Genomic DNA, 19,492 nt, shown 5'->3' with positions numbered 1-19,492 from the left:
CGCTATACCACATACGGCCTGTGACACCTAAGATGAGGTTATACCGGCAACTGCTGTTTTTTGCAATATTTCAATGACTACAGTTCCCAGAACCCTTGCACACCTGCTCCGGATGCATGACAGGCAATCGACCTGCTGCAAAAGATGTTGCCGCCTGGGCCACCGTCCTGATACTGTTTCGATCGGCAAAATAGACGGCTATTCCTTCGTTGGCAAACCCCTGCATGGGACGGGCACCGATGCCCCCAACAACGATCGCATCCACCCCGGCATTTTTTAAAAGAGCCACGGGGACCATGCAGCCGCCCGCCTGGTGTTCGCCGTTCTGCAGGGTAACAACCGACTTTACCTCTTTGCTGTCATCAAGTTCCACCAGAGTGAAAACATCGCAATGTCCGAAGTGATCTGAACGCTGGGCCTCCATCCCTCCGGGGTTGTCTGACGGTATTGCTATAAGCATGTCTTTTTTCCTCATAAGTTAGTATATTGTTTTTGTATAAGCTGCACAGCAAGACAGACGTGCATATGCACAATACTTTTCCCGGATCGTTTTGTCAAGCCGCAACTGACGGATATGGATCGAGGACTGATTGCAAAACTAAGTGGTCAACGAAGCGGATAGACAACGATACCGGGATCAGGTAATTTACGACAGCACAGGACGGTAGTGCCAGACTCCCCCAGCCTTCCCGCCGGACAAGTGCTGCAAGTGGCAATATCACTGCATATAAACCATTATTCACAGTCACGTATCAACACCCAGCAACCATGCCATACAAGCTGTTTACCCTTACTGTTTTTCTTATACTGCTCATTGTGCTGCCCCTCTTTTCCATCGCCGATAAATCGCGCAACGACAACGTGTCGATCAAGGAATTGACGGCAACCACCTCCGAGACCCATCTGCTTCTTTTTGGTACTCTCGGCGACGGTATTACCGAGGAGATGGTTGAAGTGCTTCACAGCGGAATTCCGCTGAAGTTCACTTTTCATGTCGAGCTGTTGAAAACAGATGGCCAGCGCCCCAATGAGAAAATAATCGACTACAGTTTTGAGCACCGCATGGTCTTCGATACACTCAAGGAGTCCTACCAGGTAACGCTGGAAGAAAACAACAACCGGATACAGTCTTTCTCTTCGTTTGTTGAGGCGCAAAACGTCATGAACGAGATAAACGGTGCCGAAGTCGTGGCCCTGAGTCAGCTGGTACCGGACAATGTCTATAAACTGACGGTAAAAGCAAAACTCTTCGAAAAAACACTGCCTCTGAGCCTGCAGGCAGTTCTCCCCTTTCTTTCCTGGGGCAATATCGAGACGTCTGCCAATACCATTGAATTTAAATATTGATACCGTTCATGAGTGTTGAGAATTCCAGAAACAAGCCACCCGGGACCTTGCTCCGGAACAGGCTTCAGGTAAGTAAACGACGCAGGCTTATCCGTCGGGTTATACTCTTCTGTATCCTCCTGATCCCCTTGCTTATCTATTTTCAAAGTGTCCTTCTGCAAAAAGAAGTTGAGCTGCCATACGACAACAATCTGCTTATTTTTGCCCTGATCAACACCAATGTGATACTTGTGCTGGTCGTTCTGTTTCTGGTGCTGCGCAACCTTGCGGAATTTCTATTTGAGCGGCGATCCAATCGCCTGGGCAATAAACTCAAGACCAAGCTGATAGCGTCGTTTCTCTCCCTTACCCTGATTCCAACCATTCTGCTTTTTTTTGTCTCCCTCCAGTTCGTATCCACCAGCATGGATTACTGGTTCAACGCATCAATTGAGGATTCCCTGACGGAATCCCTTAAACTTGCCCAATCTCTGCTTCACGAAAAAAAGGATCAGGTGACCCTGATGAGTGGAGCGATCGGAACAAAACTGGAGACCCTGGAGTTGTCGGAACAGGATCCCAAGCGTATCAACCAGACCCTTGAACAGCTGCTGTCGTTTAATCCGATCAACGGGCCGGACTCAATTCGCATTTTTGCACGGGATAAAAATTTTGAGATGTCGGTCACCGGAAATCGTCTGCGCAATACGATTTTACCCAAAATACCGCTAAATATTGTGGAAAAGGTGCGGGAAGGAGGACAACCCCAGACTCATATCCAGGAAATAAAACGGGGCGCTCTTGTCAACTGCGTGTCGTCGATTACAATCGGCAGCGAACTCCAGCAGCATGCGATCCTGGTCACCTCAATCCTGGTACAGAACAAATATCTCACACGGATGACTTCCATTTCCCAGGGGATCGAGGGCTACAGACAGCTGAAACATTTCAAGGAACCGTTTAAATTCTGGCTGCTCATTATTTTACTGATTGTAACCCTGCTGATTATCTTCGCCGCAATCTGGTTTGGGCTATATATCTCACGAGGAATAACCGACCCCCTGGAGAACCTGGTTCTGGCAACCAGGAGAATTGCCGACGGCGATCTCGAGTTTGAAATGGAACGCCAGTCAAACGACGAGATGGGACTGCTTGTCGACTCCTTTAACCTGATGACGGCAAACCTCAACCAGAGCAACAAAAAGCTCGCCGAGGCGCACACCGCCCTGCAGGTAAGCTCCCAGGAGTCGGAACAGCGAAGAAGATATACCGAGATTATTTTGCAGAACGTTTCCGCAGGGGTAATCTCTCTAGACGAAAACGGTAAAATCACAACTATAAACAGGTTTGCTGAAAAACTGCTCAATATCGACAAGTCGTTGTTTATCGGCCTGCGATACGACGAGGTACTTCCACCCTATCAGGCCGAAATAGTCAACGGCTTCATTGAGGAGTTGGATATTACCGAAAAAATAACAGTCGAGGAACACATCAAGCTCAACGTGCTGGGCAAAAGTTATTCCCTGCTCATAAACTTTACCCGCCTGGAAGACGAAGAAAACAGATCTGTCGGGTTCGTGCTGGTATTCGACAACCTGACCAAGATGGAAAAAATGCAGCGGATGGCAGCCTGGCGGGAGGTCGCCAGACGAATAGCCCATGAAATCAAAAACCCCCTGACCCCGATACAACTGTCCGCCCAGCGTCTGCGCCGCCGCTACCCGGAAATCATCAGGGAAAAGAACAGCGTTTTCGATCAATGCACCAATACTATCATCACCCAGGTGGACGAACTCAAACGGCTGGTGAGTGAGTTCTCGCAGTTCGCGCGAATGCCCAAGGTCCATAAAAGCAGCGGCAATCTGCCGGAGTTGATCAAGAACACCCTGTTCCTGTATCGGGAGGGCCACAAGAATATCTCCTTCAACTTCAAAAGACGTGAAGAAATTCCTATCTTCAGCTTTGACAGCGAACAGATCAAGCGCACCCTGATAAATCTTCTCGACAACGCCGTGGCCGTACTTCCAAAAGGAGGAGTTGTAGATCTTGATCTTTCCCTGGACGACGATCAGGAAAATGTGTTTATTCAGGTCGCCGACAATGGTCCCGGAATCTCCAAGGAAAACAAGCAGAAACTGTTCGAACCATATTTTTCCACCAAAAAGAGCGGAACGGGATTGGGACTTGCCATCGTATCGACTATTATATCCGACCATGGAGGATATATACGGGTTCAGGACAACCAGCCCAAGGGTACCGTTTTTATAATCGAACTGCCGCTGTACAACCGTGAATAAACAGAGCCGGACGGCAGCACCCCGGCGAAAAGATCATACCATGAGTAAAAGAATTCTAATAATTGACGACGAACACTCGATCAGGGAATCGCTTGAAGGAATACTCGAAGATGAAGGGTTCGAACCCCTTTCGGCACCATCCGCTGAGAGGGGACTGGAACTGCTTGCCACCAGCAACATCGACCTGGTACTGCTCGACATCTGGCTTGGCGAAAACATGGATGGCCTGACCGCCCTGGAAAAAATTCGGGAATTCCACAATATCCCGGTGATCATGATTTCCGGCCACGGCAACGTGGAAACAGCGGTGCAGGCGACCAAGAAAGGGGCGTTTGATTTTATTGAGAAACCGCTCTCCTACGACAAGATCATCCTCGCCATCACCAACGGGCTCCGGTTTGCAAAACTTGAAGAGGAAAACAGATTGCTGCGCCAGGGTTCGGGGCCGAAATCAATTCTCACCGGAGAATCCGAATCGATCCTGGCGGTAAAGAAACAGATTGAAATGGTCGCCCCGACCGATGCCTGGGTCCTCATCCGTGGGGACCACGGCACCGGCAAGGAGCTGGTCGCGCAGTCCATCCACCGCGCTTCCCAGTCAAGTCACCAGCCGATGATCGAGGTAAATTGCGCCGCAATCCCCGAAGAACTGATCGAATCCGAACTGTTCGGCCACGAAAAAGGTTCTTTCACCGGCGCCCACAGCAGCAAGAGGGGCAAGTTCGATCAAGCCGACGGCGGCATCCTTTTCCTCGACGAAATAGGAGACATGAGCCTGACTACCCAGGCAAAGATCCTGAGAATTCTCCAGGAACAGAAATTCGAGCGGGTCGGCGGCAACAAGACTATCACCGTCAATGTGCGGGTACTGGCGGCAACCAATAAAAACCTGGAAGAGGAGATTGAAGCGGGTAATTTCCGGGCGGATCTTTTCTGGCGTCTGAACGTCGTTCCCATAAACGTTCCCCCATTAAAAGATCGGCTGGAGGATATTCCGCTGCTGGTCGAGGCACTGATGAAAAACCTGGTGCAGAGAGGACTGCCGAACAAAACCTTTGGTGAAGACGCCTATCAGGTCCTGATGCAGCACGACTGGCCCGGTAATGTCAGGGAATTGAGAAACTTCATAGAAAGAATAGCCATCATGTGCCAGGAGGAAAATATTTTGGCAAGCCACATTAATTTATTTCTCTCACCCCACGGAGCGACAACTTCTGCCATGAGCGAAAAGCAGCTGAACCCTTTTCTCGCATCGGATTATAAAACAGCTAAAAAGCTGTTTGAAAAAGAGTATCTTAAACAGAAACTTCTGGAAAACGACAACAACATTTCCAAAACTGCGGAGCAGGTGGGCCTGGAGCGCAGCCACCTGCACAAGAAGCTGAAATCTTACGAAATAATCCAGTAAACCCCACCGTAAACCGACAACAAAAATTATAACAGGAGTGCATATGGTTTTCCCTGAATACAGACCCCGTCGTCTTCGTCGCAACAGTGCCCTGAGGGGACTTATCCGTGAAACCCGGTTAAGTGTTGATCAACTTGTTTACCCGCTTTTCGTGATGACCGGGACCCAAAAACGCGAAGAGATAGTCTCAATGCCGGGGGTATTTCGCATAACCGTCGACCTGCTAGAAAAAGAAGCCAGGGAGTGCCTTGCCCTGGGGATAAAGTCCGTTCTTCTCTTCGGTCTGCCGGATAAAAAGGACGGCGTCGGGTCAGGTGCCCACGCCAAGAACGGAATCATCCAGCAGGCAGTCAGGGAACTAAAGAAAAAGGTTCCCGAGATGCTCGTCATCACCGATGTGTGTTTGTGCGAATATACCGATCACGGCCATTGCGGCTGCATCATCGACAACGATGTCGACAACGACGCAACCCTTGAGATTTTAGCCAAGACAGCTCTCTCCCACGCCCAGGCCGGCGCCGACATGGTGGCCCCGTCCGACATGATGGACGGCAGGATAGCCGAGATCCGCGCCGTTCTGGATGAAAATAATTTCGAATCGATCCCGATCATGTCCTACGCCGTAAAATACGCCTCGGCTTTCTACGGTCCGTTCCGGGATGCGGCCGAATGCGCCCCGCAATTCGGCGACAGAAGAAGTTACCAGATGGATCCGGCCAACGGCCGTGAAGCGCTGCGTGAAGCCACCCTCGACGTTGACGAAGGCGCCGATATCCTGATGGTCAAGCCCGCTGTTGCGTATTTGGACGTTATCGCCAGACTTCGCGAAGAATTCGACCTGCCGGTGGCCGCATATCACGTGAGCGGAGAATACGCGATGATCAAGGCTGCCGCAGAGAAGGGGTGGATCGACGGGGAGAAGGTAATGGAGGAGACACTGCTTTCCATTAAGCGGGCTGGCGCCGATATCATCATCACCTATTTCGCCAAGGAGATGGCAAAGATCCTGCAAAGCCCCCGGTAACCTTTGTTAGACCAGACAGAAAACAGGCGCAGCATGGTAACGGTAACCCCGTTTTTTACGCTGCGCCTGATCCCCCCCCGGACCGCCAACTCTTTCAGGTCGGGAGAGGTTTGATGAGCGGCTCAGTTTCTCTGGTCCGCAGGGGCCGGCAGATGCAGCTGGGCCAGCTGCTCCTGGGAAAATCGCTTCAACATTCTTCTGGTCGCTGCGCTGAGCTCTCTGCTCGGAGCATCGGCCAGGACTCCCTTGGTTTTATCAGCGTAGGCTGTAAGAACCACCTCTTTGTTTTTCACCTCGTACACGTGGCTCCAGTTGATTTCGATGGTCTCGGAATTTTCATCGATCGGCGGTTCAAGCAGTTCACCATTGTCGGCCAGCTGTACGCAGTCACGGGCGGTCATCTCCATCATCCACGCATCACCTGCAGCGGTTGCAAAAAAGAAAAACACTCCCAGTTCCCGGCACATCGGCTCTTTGGCGAGTGCGTCCTCCTGAATTCTCTTCACCCCGTCCATCAGCGTCACCTTCATGTTTTGTCCCGAAGAATTCGCCGGTGCGGCCCGCTGATTTTTACGACCGCAGCAATATTTGTATTTTTTGCCGCTCTGGCAGGGGCATTTTTCGTTTCTACCGATTTTGACCATTACACATCCCTCATATTGTAAAAAATCTTATGCACATTTGGAGTAACCGCAATCGTGGCAGGTTTCACACCCCTCTTCAAACCGCAACACCCCGGAACATTCGGGACAGGTGGAGGAAAAACCGGCCTGGGTTCCCGCCATGAAAGATTTGAACAACTTGCTCAGCTGAGCCGGGAGATCGAGCATATGGCCGCTTGAACGATCGAGCTGCTTGATGATTTCATCCATCGGCACATTGAACCTCAGCGCCAGTGAGACCAGGCGACAGGTGGTGGTCCACATGGTGGATTTATCCTTGAGATCTATCTGGTTATCAAACGGGAACTTGGCAAAAACCTCCATCGGCTTCTCATTTTCATCGAAACAGACTATGATGTACACCGATTTCTGCTGCTGATCCTTTACCCGATAACGTTTGGCATCAAGGGTGTCCGGGAGAATCTGTTTTACCGGTCCGGCAGTCGAGACGGTCGCCTGCTGTTTCTTCTCCGAGCTCTCCTTGGTATTGAGAACCTGATGATCCCTGGAGCCATCCCGGTATACCGTCAACCCTTTGCACCCCAGTTTGTACCCGCTTATATACGCAAGCTTCACCTCTTCACGCGTCGCCGAATTGGGCAGGTTTATGGTCTTGGAAATAGAGCTGTCGACTCCGCTCTTCTGCAGCTTTCCCTGCATCCGGATATGATCTTCCGGCAGGATATCCTGTGCCGTGCGAAAGATTTCCTGCCATTTCCCGGGGATTTCCTCGTGGCCGATGACCGTTCCCGAGTCCGCGACCTTACTCATCAGCTCCTCCGAATAGAACCCTTCTTTGCGGGCGACTGACTCGAAATATTTATTCACCATCATCAACCGGTCATCGTCCATCACGTGTTTAATTGTAACGATGGAGAAATATGGTTCGCACCCGGAGGCACAATCGGCAATCATCGACACCGTACCGGTGGGCTGGATGGAGGTGAGTGCGGCGTTTCTCCGTGCGGAATAATTGTTGACCTGGGGGTCGTAAGCAGGAAAAGGAGTTTTGGTGTGGGCCAGTTCAATCGAACTCTGTTCCGCAATTGAACGGATAAAACTCATCACTTCTGCGGACACGCTGCGCCCCTTTTCGCTAGCGTAAGGAATTTCAAGCTGGATGAGCATATCGTGCAGCCCCATGATACCCATCCCGATTTTCCTGGTTTTAAGAGTCATCTTCTCAATTTCGGGAATCGGAAAACGGTTGCAGTCTATGACGTTATCAAGAAATATTGTTGCTGTCTTAACCACCTGTTCCAGCCTGTCATAATCGATGCTGCCATTGACCACAAAATTTGCCAGGTTTATCGATCCCAGGTTACAGCTCTCATAGGGCAGCAGCCACTGTTCTCCACAAGGATTGGTGGCTTCAAATTCGCCAAGCTGGGGGGTCATATTGTCCCGATTGGCGGAATCTATAAAGAGAACTCCCGGTTCGCCGTTGTGCCAGGCCAGGTCGATAATCTTCTCAAAAACCTCTCGTGCTTCAAGGGTTTTCGTAACCTCTCCGGTGGACGGTTCGACCAGGTCGTATTCGGCGTCATCCTCCACCGCCTGCATAAAAACATCGGTGATACCGACGCTGAAATTAAAATTGTTGAATTTTTCCTGATCCTCTTTGGCGGTGATAAAGTCCATAATATCGGGATGATCGATGCGCAGCACCCCCATATTGGCTCCGCGTCTTTTTCCGCCCTGCTTGATCGTTTCGGTGGCAGCATCAAAAACAGCGGCAAACGACAGCGGCCCGGATGCCACACCCTGGGTGGACCTTACCGAAGCATTTTTCGACCGCAGTCGGGAAAAGGAATACCCGGTCCCTCCGCCGGTTTTATGAACGAGGGCACCGTTACGAATAGCGGTAAAAATCCCGTCCATGGAGTCCTCGACAGGTAGCACAAAGCAGGCGGACAGCTGCCCCAGATCAGTCCCGGCATTCATCAGGCAAGGTGAATTCGGCAGAAAATCGAGTTTGTAGATTACGTTGAAGAACTCTTCCCGCAGCTGGTTGTAATTCTCCTGTCCCCTATCGACTTCCGCCACCGCATCGGCCACACGACGGGCCAGAGTTTCCCAGGTTTCAGTAGGATTTCCGGCGGAGTCTTTGAGAAAATATCGCCGCGCAAGAACAGTTTCGGCAGTAGGCGTCAAGACCTGTTTGGTTAAATCAGGAGTCATACATCCCCTCTCTTAATAGGAATTTATATTAACGATTTTTAAGTTGAAAAATTGCAGAATGCTGCTAAAAAAAAGGTCGGGGACAGCGCCCTGCCGACGCCGATATCCCCCGTTCATAAGAGTGATTTTATACCCCACATTTATGGCAACCTCAAGGTCAAACTACAACATATAGTATCTTTTTTCATAAAGTACACATTTTCAACAGCTTCTGAAAACGACATTTTTTTGCAACCAAAAAGTGATTGACAGCCTATCTTTTTCAACGATTGGCCGTCAATAGCAAAACATCTATTTTTGTCGTCTTGCAACCCCTGTCATGGCAGACGCCTTGTCTATGGAGCTGCGACGACATGCAGCCGGTAAAACATAAAATATTTCTTGCCTCGCAACAGGTGAAATAGGATACTGGGGAAAAGACTAAACCATTAACCGTTGGTCTGGCACAAGGAGGAACAATGTATATTCCCGAGTCAATACGATCCAGAGATGATTATAAAGCATGCGTCAAGTTTCACGGCCACACCTGCATGGGGCTCACGATCGGGTATCTTGCCGCCACTCTCGCTCTTTCGCTGCTGGCCGAAGCACGTGCAGAGGATGAAGAGGTCATTGCAGTGGTTGAAAATGACGCCTGTTGCTGTGATGCAATACAGGTGCTCACCGGCTGCACCTTCGGGAAAGGGAATTTTTTTCACCTCGATTATGGAAAAATGGCCTTTACCTTTGGCAGCAGGAGCACAAAACGAGGGGTAAGGCTGTTGCTCAGAAACGATATTTTCCATATCCCGGAGCGGGAAAAGTATCTTGCGGAAAAAATCAGTTCAAACATCAGCTCAGACAGCGAACTGAAAGAGTATGAACAACTCTATGAAGCAAGGGGAGAAGATCTGTTCTCCAGGGGAGCCGAATCCTTTTTCGACGTCGAACAGATTGCAAACCTGGAGCTGCCGAAAAAGGCTGTTATAGCCCAATCGGTAGCGTGTGCGGACTGCGGTGAAATGGTGATGAAGACCAAGCTGTTGGAAAAAAACCGGCGGACAGTCTGCCGATCATGCGCCACTCACCTGGACAATTAAAGGACCAGAGAACCACTTCCGGCAGGAACAGTTACCACAAATATAACAAATGCTCCGACGGACCACAGGTCCGTCGGAGCATTTTGGCAGTCAGGCAAATATGACGGCGGGACTTCGATTATCCCGATGCCGTCGTCCGCATTTTAAAATCTGAACCGCAGCCCCGCACCAAATCGCCCGTAGTCGATGAAATCGTCAAATTCGTCGGCTGCAGCACGAACTTCTACGAAGATCGAGGTGTTAAACGCGTCGGGCTCGCCAAAGAGTCTGGCTCCCGCCCCAACGATAAAATCGATCTGGGTGTCTTCAGTATCCAGGTCATCGTCCCCCTGGGAGAACCATCCACCGACACCAAAGTCGACGAAATACCTGGAGAAAGAATATTCTCCCATAAAGTCGATCAGAAAAGCGGAATCTCCGTCAATACCGTCGAACTGTTCTGCATAGCCGACCAGACCCAGCAACGCCCAATTGTCGGTCAACTTGTATTCCAGTCCAACCCTGCCAAACAGGTAATGCCCCGGATCGGGCATATGGTAATATCCGGCGTCAGCCAGGAAACGTGCCCTCTGTTCCCCACGTACTTCCGTGGTGCACTCAGGAGAAGTACTTTTTTCTCCGTCGTCGTCAATCACCGTTACCGTTACCATATTGGTGCCACAGGGTATTGCTATTTCACTGACGAGAGTGGAGGCATCACCTGCGCTCTCAGAGACAACTTTACCCTCGGCATCGGTAACCACCACGCTCATCGCCACCACCGTACCGTCACTGTCAGTTGAGCCTGTGGCGTCAATCACCGCTTTATCACCACAGTACCCAGCGGCAGGCGATACCGTCGCAGTACATACCGGAGGCTGGTTTTTTGCCGCCACCGGGGCAGCGGCTGGTACCGGTACCGGAGCGACATCCATCAGAGCAATATTTCCGCATCCCAGAGGAATGACAAAGGTATACCGCTGTCCTTCACTGTCAACAGCCAGTTTGAAGCCGGGGAAGGGCTTTTCGTTGCCCCAGGTCACATCTCGCGCCACCCGTACCTGTCCCTTGCCTTTTTTCTTGAAAAACATCCATTCAAAAGAGGTCCCTTTGGCAAACTCACCGGCCTCAATATCCGCTGTCGGAAGCTGCGAAATAAAAGGCTCCGCCAACTCAGGTCGTCCGGCGACCTCAAACCCTTTGCGTATGTCTGTTTCCTTGACCCTGACCATATCAACCAGACTCTCTATGGTTGTCAGCGGCGGTTGATGAAAAGGACTGCGACCGATCTCCATGAGGGTCGTAGCACCATTGGCCACGCTCAGAGCAAACAGCACCAACCCAACTGTTGCGACTGATATAAATTTTCCGTTCAAAACGTACCTCCTTTGCAGTTGCAAATTGTTTATTTCACACCCCTCTTGCCTGAACAACTTTAGATGCCGAATGATACCTTAACTTTTTTGTTTTGCACAATATTTTTTTGATGGCGCAAGGTAAATTTATTGGTTGACATCGTTGTTTTCTTCAACTGCGACCATTGGCAAAAAAAACGCCATACCCGTTTTAGTCAAAGACAAACGGCCGTTCTTCTCCCGCCCTCTCCTCTCCAGCAGAACACGCCATTGGCAAAACCACACAAGACATCAATTTTCCTTGCTTTTTTCAACATTATCAACTATCATTCTACTAGATTGCACAAGGTATTAACATCAGAAAAGAGGCAGCGGACCGATGGACAGAAGACATTATCCCAGAATAACTGTAGCTGATGTACAGACGGATATTTCAGATGGTAAAGGTTTTGTGCAGGGAACCGTGGAAAATATTTCAAGATCCGGTCTGCTCATCGATGACATCCCCGGAAAAATCGACTCTCAGTGCAGTAAATTTTTCCTGGTGGTCAATTGCGGACGAAAAAGCTGCAAGCTTTCAGTGATCCCCAAATGGATCCATCGTTCCGGAAGCAAGGCGAGAATGGGGGTTAAAATTCTTGACGCACCTTGGGAGTGGTTTAAGTATGTCATGGATTTGGAACCGCAGGATACAGTAATCCGGGCAGCCGTTTCCTTTTAATGCTTACACCCGTCCCAGGCCGGCAGCGCGTGGTTATTTTTTCCTGCCGGTCTGCCACTCTTTTGCCTTAACGAGAAAATTTTCAACTGTTCTGTTATACGCTTCAGGTCTTTCCACCGGGAGTGCGTGGTGACTCCCCTCAATTCTCACCAGTTCGGCATTTCTCATTTTGGCAGTATAATTTTTCACATGTTCCAGCGGAGCATAATCATACTCTGCAGAAACAACCAGAACCGGACAGACGATATTTTCCAGACGCTCAGCAATGCTCCAGTTTTTCAGCGCAAGAAGACTGTTCAGATAACTGTGCGGATCGTTACCCGACCAACGTTTTTTCATTTCCCGCCGAAGATTTCGCTGGTTGGGATCGGGGAAAAGATTCTTGGCAATTATCTTCCCCATAGTCCCCATCCCCAGCAACCGTACCACAGCCACCCTTGAATAGAATCGCCACTTCTCCGCTAATGTTCTGACAGAAATTGTTGCAGCCATGTTGGTAATAACAAGACTTTTGACAAGCTCGGGGTAGTCAAGAGCAAGGTGCCATCCAACGGCCGCCCCCATGGAAACCCCAACCACATGGACAGGGTAAAGCGAAAGTTTGATCAACAGTGCCGCAATATCTGCAGAAAACATCTCGACACTGTACTGTTCTTTTGGCTTATCACTCTTGCCATGGCCTCTCAGATCAACAGTCACTACTTTGTAATTGCTCGCAAAAAAGGAAACCTGCGACTCCCAGTCCTGTGAGCTCGACCCCAGTCCGTGGATAAAGAGGAGTGCATCCCCTCTCCCGTGAATTTCGTAATAAATGTTGATATCGCCGATCTGGATTGAAGGCATTGTTTATAGATAAGCGGAGAAGTTGTCAAAAACTAAGAATATAAACGTCATAACTAATCATAACATATTAACGGACAGGAATTCGGTAAATATCACCGCCGAGACGATGTTGACAACCTAAAAGACATAGTATATCAGCACATTGGAACCTGGGCTCCGTGCTCTCTGCAACCGGCCGAGAAAAACCAAGCAGCAGGGGCAACGTCAACGGCTACGGGGAAAACCTCAAGGTATAGTGCGATGCATCACTTTTCCGCATCAAGTTCACGGGCCGTGGAAAAGGCCCTTTCCATGTCGGGCAAGTGGCCGATATCCGGGACAACCTGAATATATCGCACGATGCCGTCCTTATCTATGACAATAACTGCTCTGGCCAGCAGACGAAGATCGTCAACAAGCAGCCCGGTGGATAAACCGAACGAACCTTCTTTGTAATCCGACAGATATTGAATGTCGGTCAAATTCGCGTCCACGGCGAAACGGGTCTGGGCAAAAGGAGTATCACGGCTTACAGTGATCCGTTTGACGTCTGCAGGCAGCATATCCCCTCTTTCGCCGAGCAGATGGGTCTGCTCTTCGCACACTTTGGTATCTATGGACGGTACAATGCTTAGAAAAAGAACATTTCCGGCGTAATCCTCAAGGTTGACCCGATCCATTGTTGCCGCATCGATAAGTTCGGTCGCCGGAATCCTTTGACCGGTCTCTATCCTGTTGCCAAGCAGAGTCATTGACTTCCCCTTCCTCACGACCTCGGTTCCAGGTAAAACACTATGGCTATCAACGGTTACGCCCGACTGCTTTACTCCGCACGACGAAACAGCCAGGGCAAGAGATATGGTGGCCAGAATAAAAATAATATGTTTCATGGCAATTCCCTGCGATGAGGATTGATGGTATGGTACTTGGCGCACAATCACAGCTTGCTGTGCAAGTAAAACTTTAATACCGGTCTGTTTCCGGTCAATGACAGGACAGTAAATCACTCTTTTTACAACCCTCCGGCCTGACTGCCGGCAACACCCTTTGCAACATTGAACAAGCTGAGCCCCAAGGCTTGATGTAAAAAGAGAAAAGTTTACAGAAAGCTTTACTGAAAAAACGTGGAGATTTTTCCTGTGACAAGGGTTAAAAAATAAATGCCACCCCGAGAACAGCAAGAAAGGCCCCAAACCAGGCGCCTGGCGCCGGTTTTTCCCTGGTTGCAACCCAGAGCACAGGTAAGATCAGAATGGGCGAGGTCGCAGAAAGGGTGGAGACGAGGCCTGCCGGACCGTGGGCTAGGGCAAACAGGAGAAATGTCATCCCTGCAGCCATACCGATAATACCACTCAACCCGGTCTGCCACATGAGTCGGGAGTTCAGGGGGACAACCGGAGGCTTCGATCCCGCCGGTCTGAGCACAAAAATAAAATTGAGGGCAAGGGCCGCAATACCAACCCGCAGCGCTGACGCGGCCACCGCATCAACTCCGGATGCCATGACCGGGCGGGCAATAAGAACAGAGATCGCCTGGCAGAGTGCTGATAGAAAACCAAAAAAGACTCCTACTCCGAGAGATCCTTCGATTTTTTCAAAAGTATGCTTCTGAGAGGAAGTTGTGCCGCAAAAAATTGCGAGAAAAACTCCGGTCATTATTAAGATGCAGCCTATGGTTACCGCTGACGACAATGACTCTTTGAGGAAAAAATACCCTATAATTACGGTAATGGGGGCATTGGTCGTAAACAGGATTCCGCTTCGACGCGGACCAAGGCGTTTGAGCGCTGCATAAAGAAGGGTGTCGCCGAGAAAAATGCCGATCATCGCCGATACCGCCAGAACCACTATTGCGTGAGGTTCAAGACTTCGCCAGCTTCCGGTTATCAGCACACAACCGATGAGAATGACAGCGACAACAGTAAGACGTATTCGATTAAACCGTACAGCCCCCAGGGCCCGGGTCGGTGAAGTGGATACCAGCCCTCCGAAAGACCAGCACAGAGCGGCAGCCAAAGCGGAACATTCGGCAATATACATGAACGTTATTCCTGAACGAAAAGGTTCATTGAACAGTTATATTTTATCGATCACCCCACTTGCACGGAGCAGAACTCTCCACATTGCCCTGATCGAATCCGGGGTATATAAAAGATCCTTGTCCCCATGTCAAGAAAAGAACGGAGGATCTGATTTGACATAATTTTTCTTTGCAAATATAAAATGTTATCGGGCACTCTACGGCTTTCTGCCAAGACAGGCAAGAGGTTAAAGCCCTCTGTTCCCAAATGGCCGGCGGATTGATCCGGAAAGAAGGATCACCCGAAAAGCCATAGCAAACGTTTTATTTTTATTTTTCACCTTAAGGAGCAGCAGATGATTTCCAGAATCGATCATATATCAATTGCCGTCAAGGATTACAGGCGTGGGTTGGAATTCTTTACCAAGGTGTTCGGTGGTGTCCCGGGAGCATCGGGAACCAGTGAGGAGCTTGGCTTTTTCTGGCAGCTTCTTTCTACCGGAGACCTCTCCAGGATGGAGCTTCTGACGCCCTCGGGAAAAAACAGTTTTCTCGACTCTTTCCTCCTGGACAAAAAAGAAGGGGCAGTACATCACATCACGTTCGAAACCCCTGATATTTATAAGATGAAGGAACGGTTGGACAACCACCAGATACCATATTTCGGGTTTAATGCTGAAAACCCTTCATGGAAAGAGCTTTTTATCCATCCCCGCGACAGTTTCGGCGTCTTGATACAGATAGCGGAATTCACCCCTGATGAATGGCTTGCTCCGGCTTTGACCATGCCAAAAGGCCCCAAATGGGCTGTGCAGAAAAAACAAAACTGTTCCACATTGGAACTACGGCATCCCGGAGGGGGAAAAACGGAACTGGATCTTTGCCGATCGGAGGTGGAACAGTTAATCGATGACCTGAAAAAATTGCTCTAGCCGTAATGTTTCCTAACCTCTTTTCTAATAAACGCGATCTTGGCTCACCAAAAGATAGGACAGCTGCAGAACCCCAGGTGCTGTTTGCCCGCAACCGACAAGTTTAACTTACAGGTCATACATGAATCCGTTTCATCTGGTGCTGGCACTGATAGCCAATTGCGCGTGGGGGTTTAATTTTATCGCCGGGAAAATAGGCGCAGATCATTTCCAGCCGCTGCTTTTCACAAGCTTTCGTTTCTTGTTTCTGCTGCTTATCATGCTGCCCTGGCTCCGTCCGGCGCCGGGATACATGAAGCCTTTGCTCCGGGTAGCTTTTTTGCTGGGTGTAGGGCATTTCAGCATGATGTTTATCGGCCTGAACGGTGGTGGCAATATCGCCTCCATAGCCATCACCACCCAGTTGTATGTCCCGTTTTCTGCAATTCTCGCCGCCATATTGTTAAAAGAACGCATTCCCATGATCAAGATTCTCGCCATAGCGACAGCTTTTTTGGGCATCATTGTCATAGGGTTTGACCCGATTGTCTTCAACCACCTGAACGCAGTTTTCTGGGTTCTGGGGGCCGCCTTCCTGATGGCTGTCAGCACTGTTTTAATGCGCCGATTTCCCGACATGGGAGTATTCAGGCTGCAGGCATGGATAGCGCTGGTTGCCACTCCTTCCCTGCTCCTGCTCAGCCTGATTTTCGAATCCGGCCAACTGCAACTCCTCGAGAACCTTCAACTCTTTGATCTCTGGACGGTGTGTTATTCGGCTGTCGGCGCATCCGTCATCGGTCACGGCATCTTATACTATCTGCTGGGCCGCTACACTGTTGCCACAGTCACCCCTCTTATGCTCCTCGCCCCCCTGCTCGCCTCGATTTTCGGGATCTGGTGGTTCGGCGACCAACTCGGCTGGAGATTGGTTGTTGGCGGAACGCTGACCATGGGCGGCATTCTGCTGGTGTCGATCAAAATCGAAAAATTGACAACACTTTTCAATATAAAGGATCGCCGCTTCCATAAGAAGTAACACCTTTTAGCCGATGATGGTGGTTACCGAAGCCAACCGCACGGAGTTGTCCTGCCAGACACTGCAGGACGGGCTCGCTCAAATGAACCGCCAGGCATAATTTTCACAGAAATATGCAGCCGGAACGTTTATCGGAGATCGTTGCCGACAGTTTTTAATCTTGCAAAACAGAGTGCTATCTTGAATAGTTCACGAGTCAGTGACCCATGAAGCCACAAACCATCGATGATCCAGTCGCGACCCGGGAAAAAGCCGGAAACGGCAATATTATCGTGCAATTTTTCCTCTATTTTATGCAATGAGTTCCATTATTTTTACCGGCCTGATCTTCTTTATGGGTGGAGCAGTCCAAGGGTTGACCGGTTTCGGTGCCGGTCTCGTCGTCATCCCGCTTCTCTGCCTTATTATCGATGTTAAGGAAGTGGTTCCGCTATGCAATCTGAACCTGGTGGTTATAAACATTTTCCTTGCCTACACATTACGGGGGTGCCTCGACAAAAGAAAAATACTACCCCTTATTTGCGGAGCGGTTCCTGGAATAATGATCGGCACCATATTCTTTGACGCAATCAACCCCGAGCTGGTGCGTGCTTCCCTTGGCACCCTCCTGATCCTGAATAGCCTGTATAATTTACTCGTCCGCCCCAGACCGCTGAAACTGCCTTCCTGGGCCGGTTATTTTGCCGGATTATGCGCTGGAACCATCGCCTCGCTCCTGAGTGCCGGAGGTCCTCCGCTAATAGTTTACACCACCTTGACTAACTGGACTAAAAACGAGATACGGTCAACGCTTATAGGGGTCTTTCTGTTCAACTCATCTTTTACCGCCCTGGCACATGCCGCCAACGGAATTTCGTCTCTGTTGACTCTGCAATATTGCACGGTAACCATCCCCATGATTTTACTGGGAACCTTCATTGGAGCGCGATTTACCGACAGGATAAACCGCCGTCTCTACCTCAAGATTATCCATTTTTTCCTCATTATCATGGGGACAATAATGGTTGCGGGATAATATATACTACAAACCTCTTCACCCGATTCCAGGCACCGTTTCAGTTACGAAACAGACATCATTTCACGCCGATCGACATGCTTTTTTTGCTACCTCATGTCAAGAGCTTGAATATAAAGACACTGCGCCTTATTCATCGCTTCCTGGGACTGGGCAATGGATCGGTATGCCTGCTGCCACTGATGCTTTCCCCAGTGATTTTTGGCTTTGCCAAGAAGGTTGCTTGTTACTTCAAGTTGAGCTTTCATGCCGAAGGGGAAAAATCTGCGGGTATGTGCCCATTCAAGGCGCCCTTCGACATCACTGAGAATCGCCAGGTACTCCTCTTCGACGTATTCCTTCTTGGCGAACTGTATGAAACAGTAAAGCATTGCCCATATAACGGCTATGATAACGAGGCAGTCCATGGCGACCTCCTGATAGATAGAGATGGCGGCGAGATTGATTGCTGTCAATGAACATATATTTATTATAGCAGGTTTTATCCTTGACTTCTAAGCCACCTCCACCTTGCAGTGTCCTCGTGAGATGAACCAGAAGCAGATGTTTCACCAGTCTGAGAGGCGCAGCCAGCCATTTAATCCCAGCCTGGCCGACAGACGAGATCTCCCCTTTTACAACTCAGCGCAGAATATATTTTCCATAAACACAGACAGGGATCGTTACCACCCACCAATATCGCCAATCCTGCAGGCTGCGAATGACCCAACCCGGTTTTCAAGGGTGGATTCCGGACATGGGAATTAACGGAAGCCCGTAGGCAGATTCCCGCAAAATGCCTAATTTCCTCAGTTATTTAAAAAGTAGTCGGAAAACATAAGCCTGTTTTATATATTCTGGTACCCACAGATCTTTTTTTTGGGTAAGTTTCATAGCCATCATTTAGCATTTTGCATGTGCAAAAAAGATATCTGTCGGCTTTACTGACTACCTGCTCAGGACGTTAAAGGTCTCAATTGTGGCTTGCAAAAGCGTTACCGGACTGGCAAAAATTCAGCACCGAAAACCGTTTGAGACGGGGCCGACAGGCGGAATAAACTGCAGCAGAGCCAAAACCATTGCTACACTGACACGTTGATTGTTCATCACCGAGATCATCGGTCGAAAACGTATTCCAGGCTCAAAGAGAACTCCCACTTGCGGAGCTTTGCGGCCCGGACGACTGGTGCCCCCCGGAGGAGGCGAATGGTGTCCGCCACATGGGGTGGAATCGAAAGTTGAACCTTAGTGTGGTTATCAAACAGCAACTTTAAAGGAGCACGGAACATGTCTTTAGACAAGAAGGAATGCTTACTACAGAAAAAAGAAAAGATAAAGTCAGGTGGAGGGCCAAAGAGAATTGAGCAGCAGCATGCCAAGGGCAAGATGACCGCCAGGGAGCGGCTTACCCATCTCTTTGACCAGGGTACTTTTATTGAGATTGATGCCTTTATCAAAAGCAGGTGTACCAGGTTCGGCATGGACAAGCTCGATTTCGAAAGCGAATCCATCGTGACCGGATATGGCCAGATTGACGGCAGGGTGGTGTACGCCTATTCCCAGGACTTTACCATGCAGGGCGGGTCTTTGGGGGAAATGCACGCCCGCAAGATAGTCAAGGTCCTGGACGCCGCGGCAAAGGTCGGCGCCCCGGTGGTCGGCTTAAATGACTCC

General features: G+C 49.8%; 18 protein-coding genes. 10 read left to right on the top strand and 8 right to left on the bottom strand.

Annotated elements, in window-relative coordinates:
• Positions 1 to 70 precede the first annotated feature (70 nt).
• Positions 71 to 460 carry a NifB/NifX family molybdenum-iron cluster-binding protein gene (locus tag BLQ17_RS05160; RefSeq protein WP_092220492.1) on the bottom strand — a complete coding sequence of 130 codons (390 nt, stop codon included), beginning with the start codon at positions 458 to 460 and terminating at the stop codon, positions 71 to 73.
• A 308-nt stretch (positions 461 to 768) separates the two neighbouring features.
• Here BLQ17_RS05160 and BLQ17_RS05155 point away from each other — a divergent pair, with 308 nt between their 5' ends.
• Genes BLQ17_RS05155 through hemB form a run of 4 tightly spaced genes read left to right on the top strand, consistent with a single transcriptional unit; the run spans position 769 to position 6,055 of the window.
• Positions 769 to 1,347 (top strand): DUF4390 domain-containing protein, encoded by a 579-nt coding sequence (locus BLQ17_RS05155; protein ID WP_092220490.1) that lies wholly within the window; start codon positions 769 to 771, stop codon positions 1,345 to 1,347.
• Between the two features lie 8 nt (positions 1,348 to 1,355).
• Complete coding sequence (locus BLQ17_RS05150) at positions 1,356 to 3,623, top strand: sensor histidine kinase (protein ID WP_092220488.1); 2,268 nt, start codon at positions 1,356 to 1,358, stop codon at positions 3,621 to 3,623.
• A 40-nt stretch (positions 3,624 to 3,663) separates the two neighbouring features.
• Positions 3,664 to 5,031 carry a sigma-54-dependent transcriptional regulator gene (locus BLQ17_RS05145; RefSeq protein WP_092220487.1) on the top strand — a complete coding sequence of 456 codons (1,368 nt, stop codon included), beginning with the start codon at positions 3,664 to 3,666 and terminating at the stop codon, positions 5,029 to 5,031.
• Between the two features lie 43 nt (positions 5,032 to 5,074).
• On the top strand, positions 5,075 to 6,055 hold the full coding sequence (gene hemB / locus BLQ17_RS05140; protein ID WP_092220484.1) for a porphobilinogen synthase: 981 nt from the start codon (positions 5,075 to 5,077) through the stop codon (positions 6,053 to 6,055).
• A gap of 122 nt (positions 6,056 to 6,177) precedes the next feature.
• Here the strand turns inward: hemB and BLQ17_RS05135 are convergent, their stop codons facing one another.
• Together BLQ17_RS05135 and BLQ17_RS05130 are read right to left on the bottom strand one after the other, a co-directional pair.
• Positions 6,178 to 6,699, bottom strand: a complete 522-nt coding sequence (locus BLQ17_RS05135; protein WP_092220482.1) for an SEC-C metal-binding domain-containing protein — start codon at positions 6,697 to 6,699, stop codon at positions 6,178 to 6,180.
• 27 nt (positions 6,700 to 6,726) lie between these two features.
• Positions 6,727 to 8,898: an adenosylcobalamin-dependent ribonucleoside-diphosphate reductase gene (locus tag BLQ17_RS05130; protein WP_092220480.1), complete on the bottom strand. Its 2,172-nt coding sequence runs from the start codon at positions 8,896 to 8,898 to the stop codon at positions 6,727 to 6,729.
• Between the two features lie 458 nt (positions 8,899 to 9,356).
• Here BLQ17_RS05130 and BLQ17_RS05125 point away from each other — a divergent pair, with 458 nt between their 5' ends.
• Complete coding sequence (locus BLQ17_RS05125; RefSeq protein ID WP_092220808.1) at positions 9,357 to 9,977, top strand: FmdE family protein; 621 nt, start codon at positions 9,357 to 9,359, stop codon at positions 9,975 to 9,977.
• A gap of 143 nt (positions 9,978 to 10,120) precedes the next feature.
• On the opposite strand, the gene BLQ17_RS05120 is transcribed toward BLQ17_RS05125, so the two are convergent.
• Positions 10,121 to 11,332, bottom strand: a complete 1,212-nt coding sequence (locus BLQ17_RS05120) for a hypothetical protein (RefSeq protein WP_092220478.1) — start codon at positions 11,330 to 11,332, stop codon at positions 10,121 to 10,123.
• 358 nt (positions 11,333 to 11,690) lie between these two features.
• On the opposite strand from BLQ17_RS05120, the gene BLQ17_RS05115 reads away from it, so the two are divergent.
• Positions 11,691 to 12,032 carry a PilZ domain-containing protein gene (locus BLQ17_RS05115; RefSeq protein ID WP_092220476.1) on the top strand — a complete coding sequence of 114 codons (342 nt, stop codon included), beginning with the start codon at positions 11,691 to 11,693 and terminating at the stop codon, positions 12,030 to 12,032.
• 33 nt (positions 12,033 to 12,065) lie between these two features.
• Here BLQ17_RS05115 and BLQ17_RS05110 read toward each other — a convergent pair whose 3' ends face one another.
• The 3 genes from BLQ17_RS05110 to BLQ17_RS05100 form a co-directional block, all read right to left on the bottom strand.
• Positions 12,066 to 12,875: an alpha/beta fold hydrolase gene (locus tag BLQ17_RS05110; protein ID WP_092220474.1), complete on the bottom strand. Its 810-nt coding sequence runs from the start codon at positions 12,873 to 12,875 to the stop codon at positions 12,066 to 12,068.
• A 245-nt stretch (positions 12,876 to 13,120) separates the two neighbouring features.
• Positions 13,121 to 13,744, bottom strand: coding sequence for a thiol peroxidase (locus BLQ17_RS05105; RefSeq protein ID WP_092220471.1), 624 nt, complete (start codon positions 13,742 to 13,744; stop codon positions 13,121 to 13,123).
• A gap of 259 nt (positions 13,745 to 14,003) precedes the next feature.
• Positions 14,004 to 14,894 (bottom strand): DMT family transporter, encoded by an 891-nt coding sequence (locus tag BLQ17_RS05100; RefSeq protein WP_092220469.1) that lies wholly within the window; start codon positions 14,892 to 14,894, stop codon positions 14,004 to 14,006.
• A gap of 336 nt (positions 14,895 to 15,230) precedes the next feature.
• On the opposite strand from BLQ17_RS05100, the gene BLQ17_RS05095 reads away from it, so the two are divergent.
• The 3 genes from BLQ17_RS05095 to BLQ17_RS05085 all read left to right on the top strand — a co-directional run bounded on the left by BLQ17_RS05095 (position 15,231) and on the right by BLQ17_RS05085 (position 17,839).
• Positions 15,231 to 15,806, top strand: coding sequence for a VOC family protein (locus BLQ17_RS05095; RefSeq protein WP_092220467.1), 576 nt, complete (start codon positions 15,231 to 15,233; stop codon positions 15,804 to 15,806).
• Between the two features lie 121 nt (positions 15,807 to 15,927).
• Positions 15,928 to 16,824, top strand: a complete 897-nt coding sequence (locus tag BLQ17_RS05090) for a DMT family transporter (RefSeq protein WP_092220465.1) — start codon at positions 15,928 to 15,930, stop codon at positions 16,822 to 16,824.
• Between the two features lie 334 nt (positions 16,825 to 17,158).
• Positions 17,159 to 17,839, top strand: coding sequence for a sulfite exporter TauE/SafE family protein (locus BLQ17_RS05085; protein WP_176761099.1), 681 nt, complete (start codon positions 17,159 to 17,161; stop codon positions 17,837 to 17,839).
• Between the two features lie 89 nt (positions 17,840 to 17,928).
• On the opposite strand, the gene BLQ17_RS05080 is transcribed toward BLQ17_RS05085, so the two are convergent.
• Positions 17,929 to 18,246, bottom strand: coding sequence for a hypothetical protein (locus BLQ17_RS05080; RefSeq protein ID WP_092220462.1), 318 nt, complete (start codon positions 18,244 to 18,246; stop codon positions 17,929 to 17,931).
• 859 nt (positions 18,247 to 19,105) lie between these two features.
• On the opposite strand from BLQ17_RS05080, the gene BLQ17_RS05075 reads away from it, so the two are divergent.
• Positions 19,106 to 19,492: carboxyl transferase domain-containing protein (locus BLQ17_RS05075; protein WP_281180498.1), on the top strand; the 387-nt coding region annotated here is incomplete at its 3' end.

This window comes from Desulforhopalus singaporensis, assembly GCF_900104445.1.
Taxonomy (GTDB): domain Bacteria; phylum Desulfobacterota; class Desulfobulbia; order Desulfobulbales; family Desulfocapsaceae; genus Desulforhopalus_A; species Desulforhopalus_A singaporensis.
This window is presented reverse-complemented; position numbering and strand designations above follow the sequence as displayed.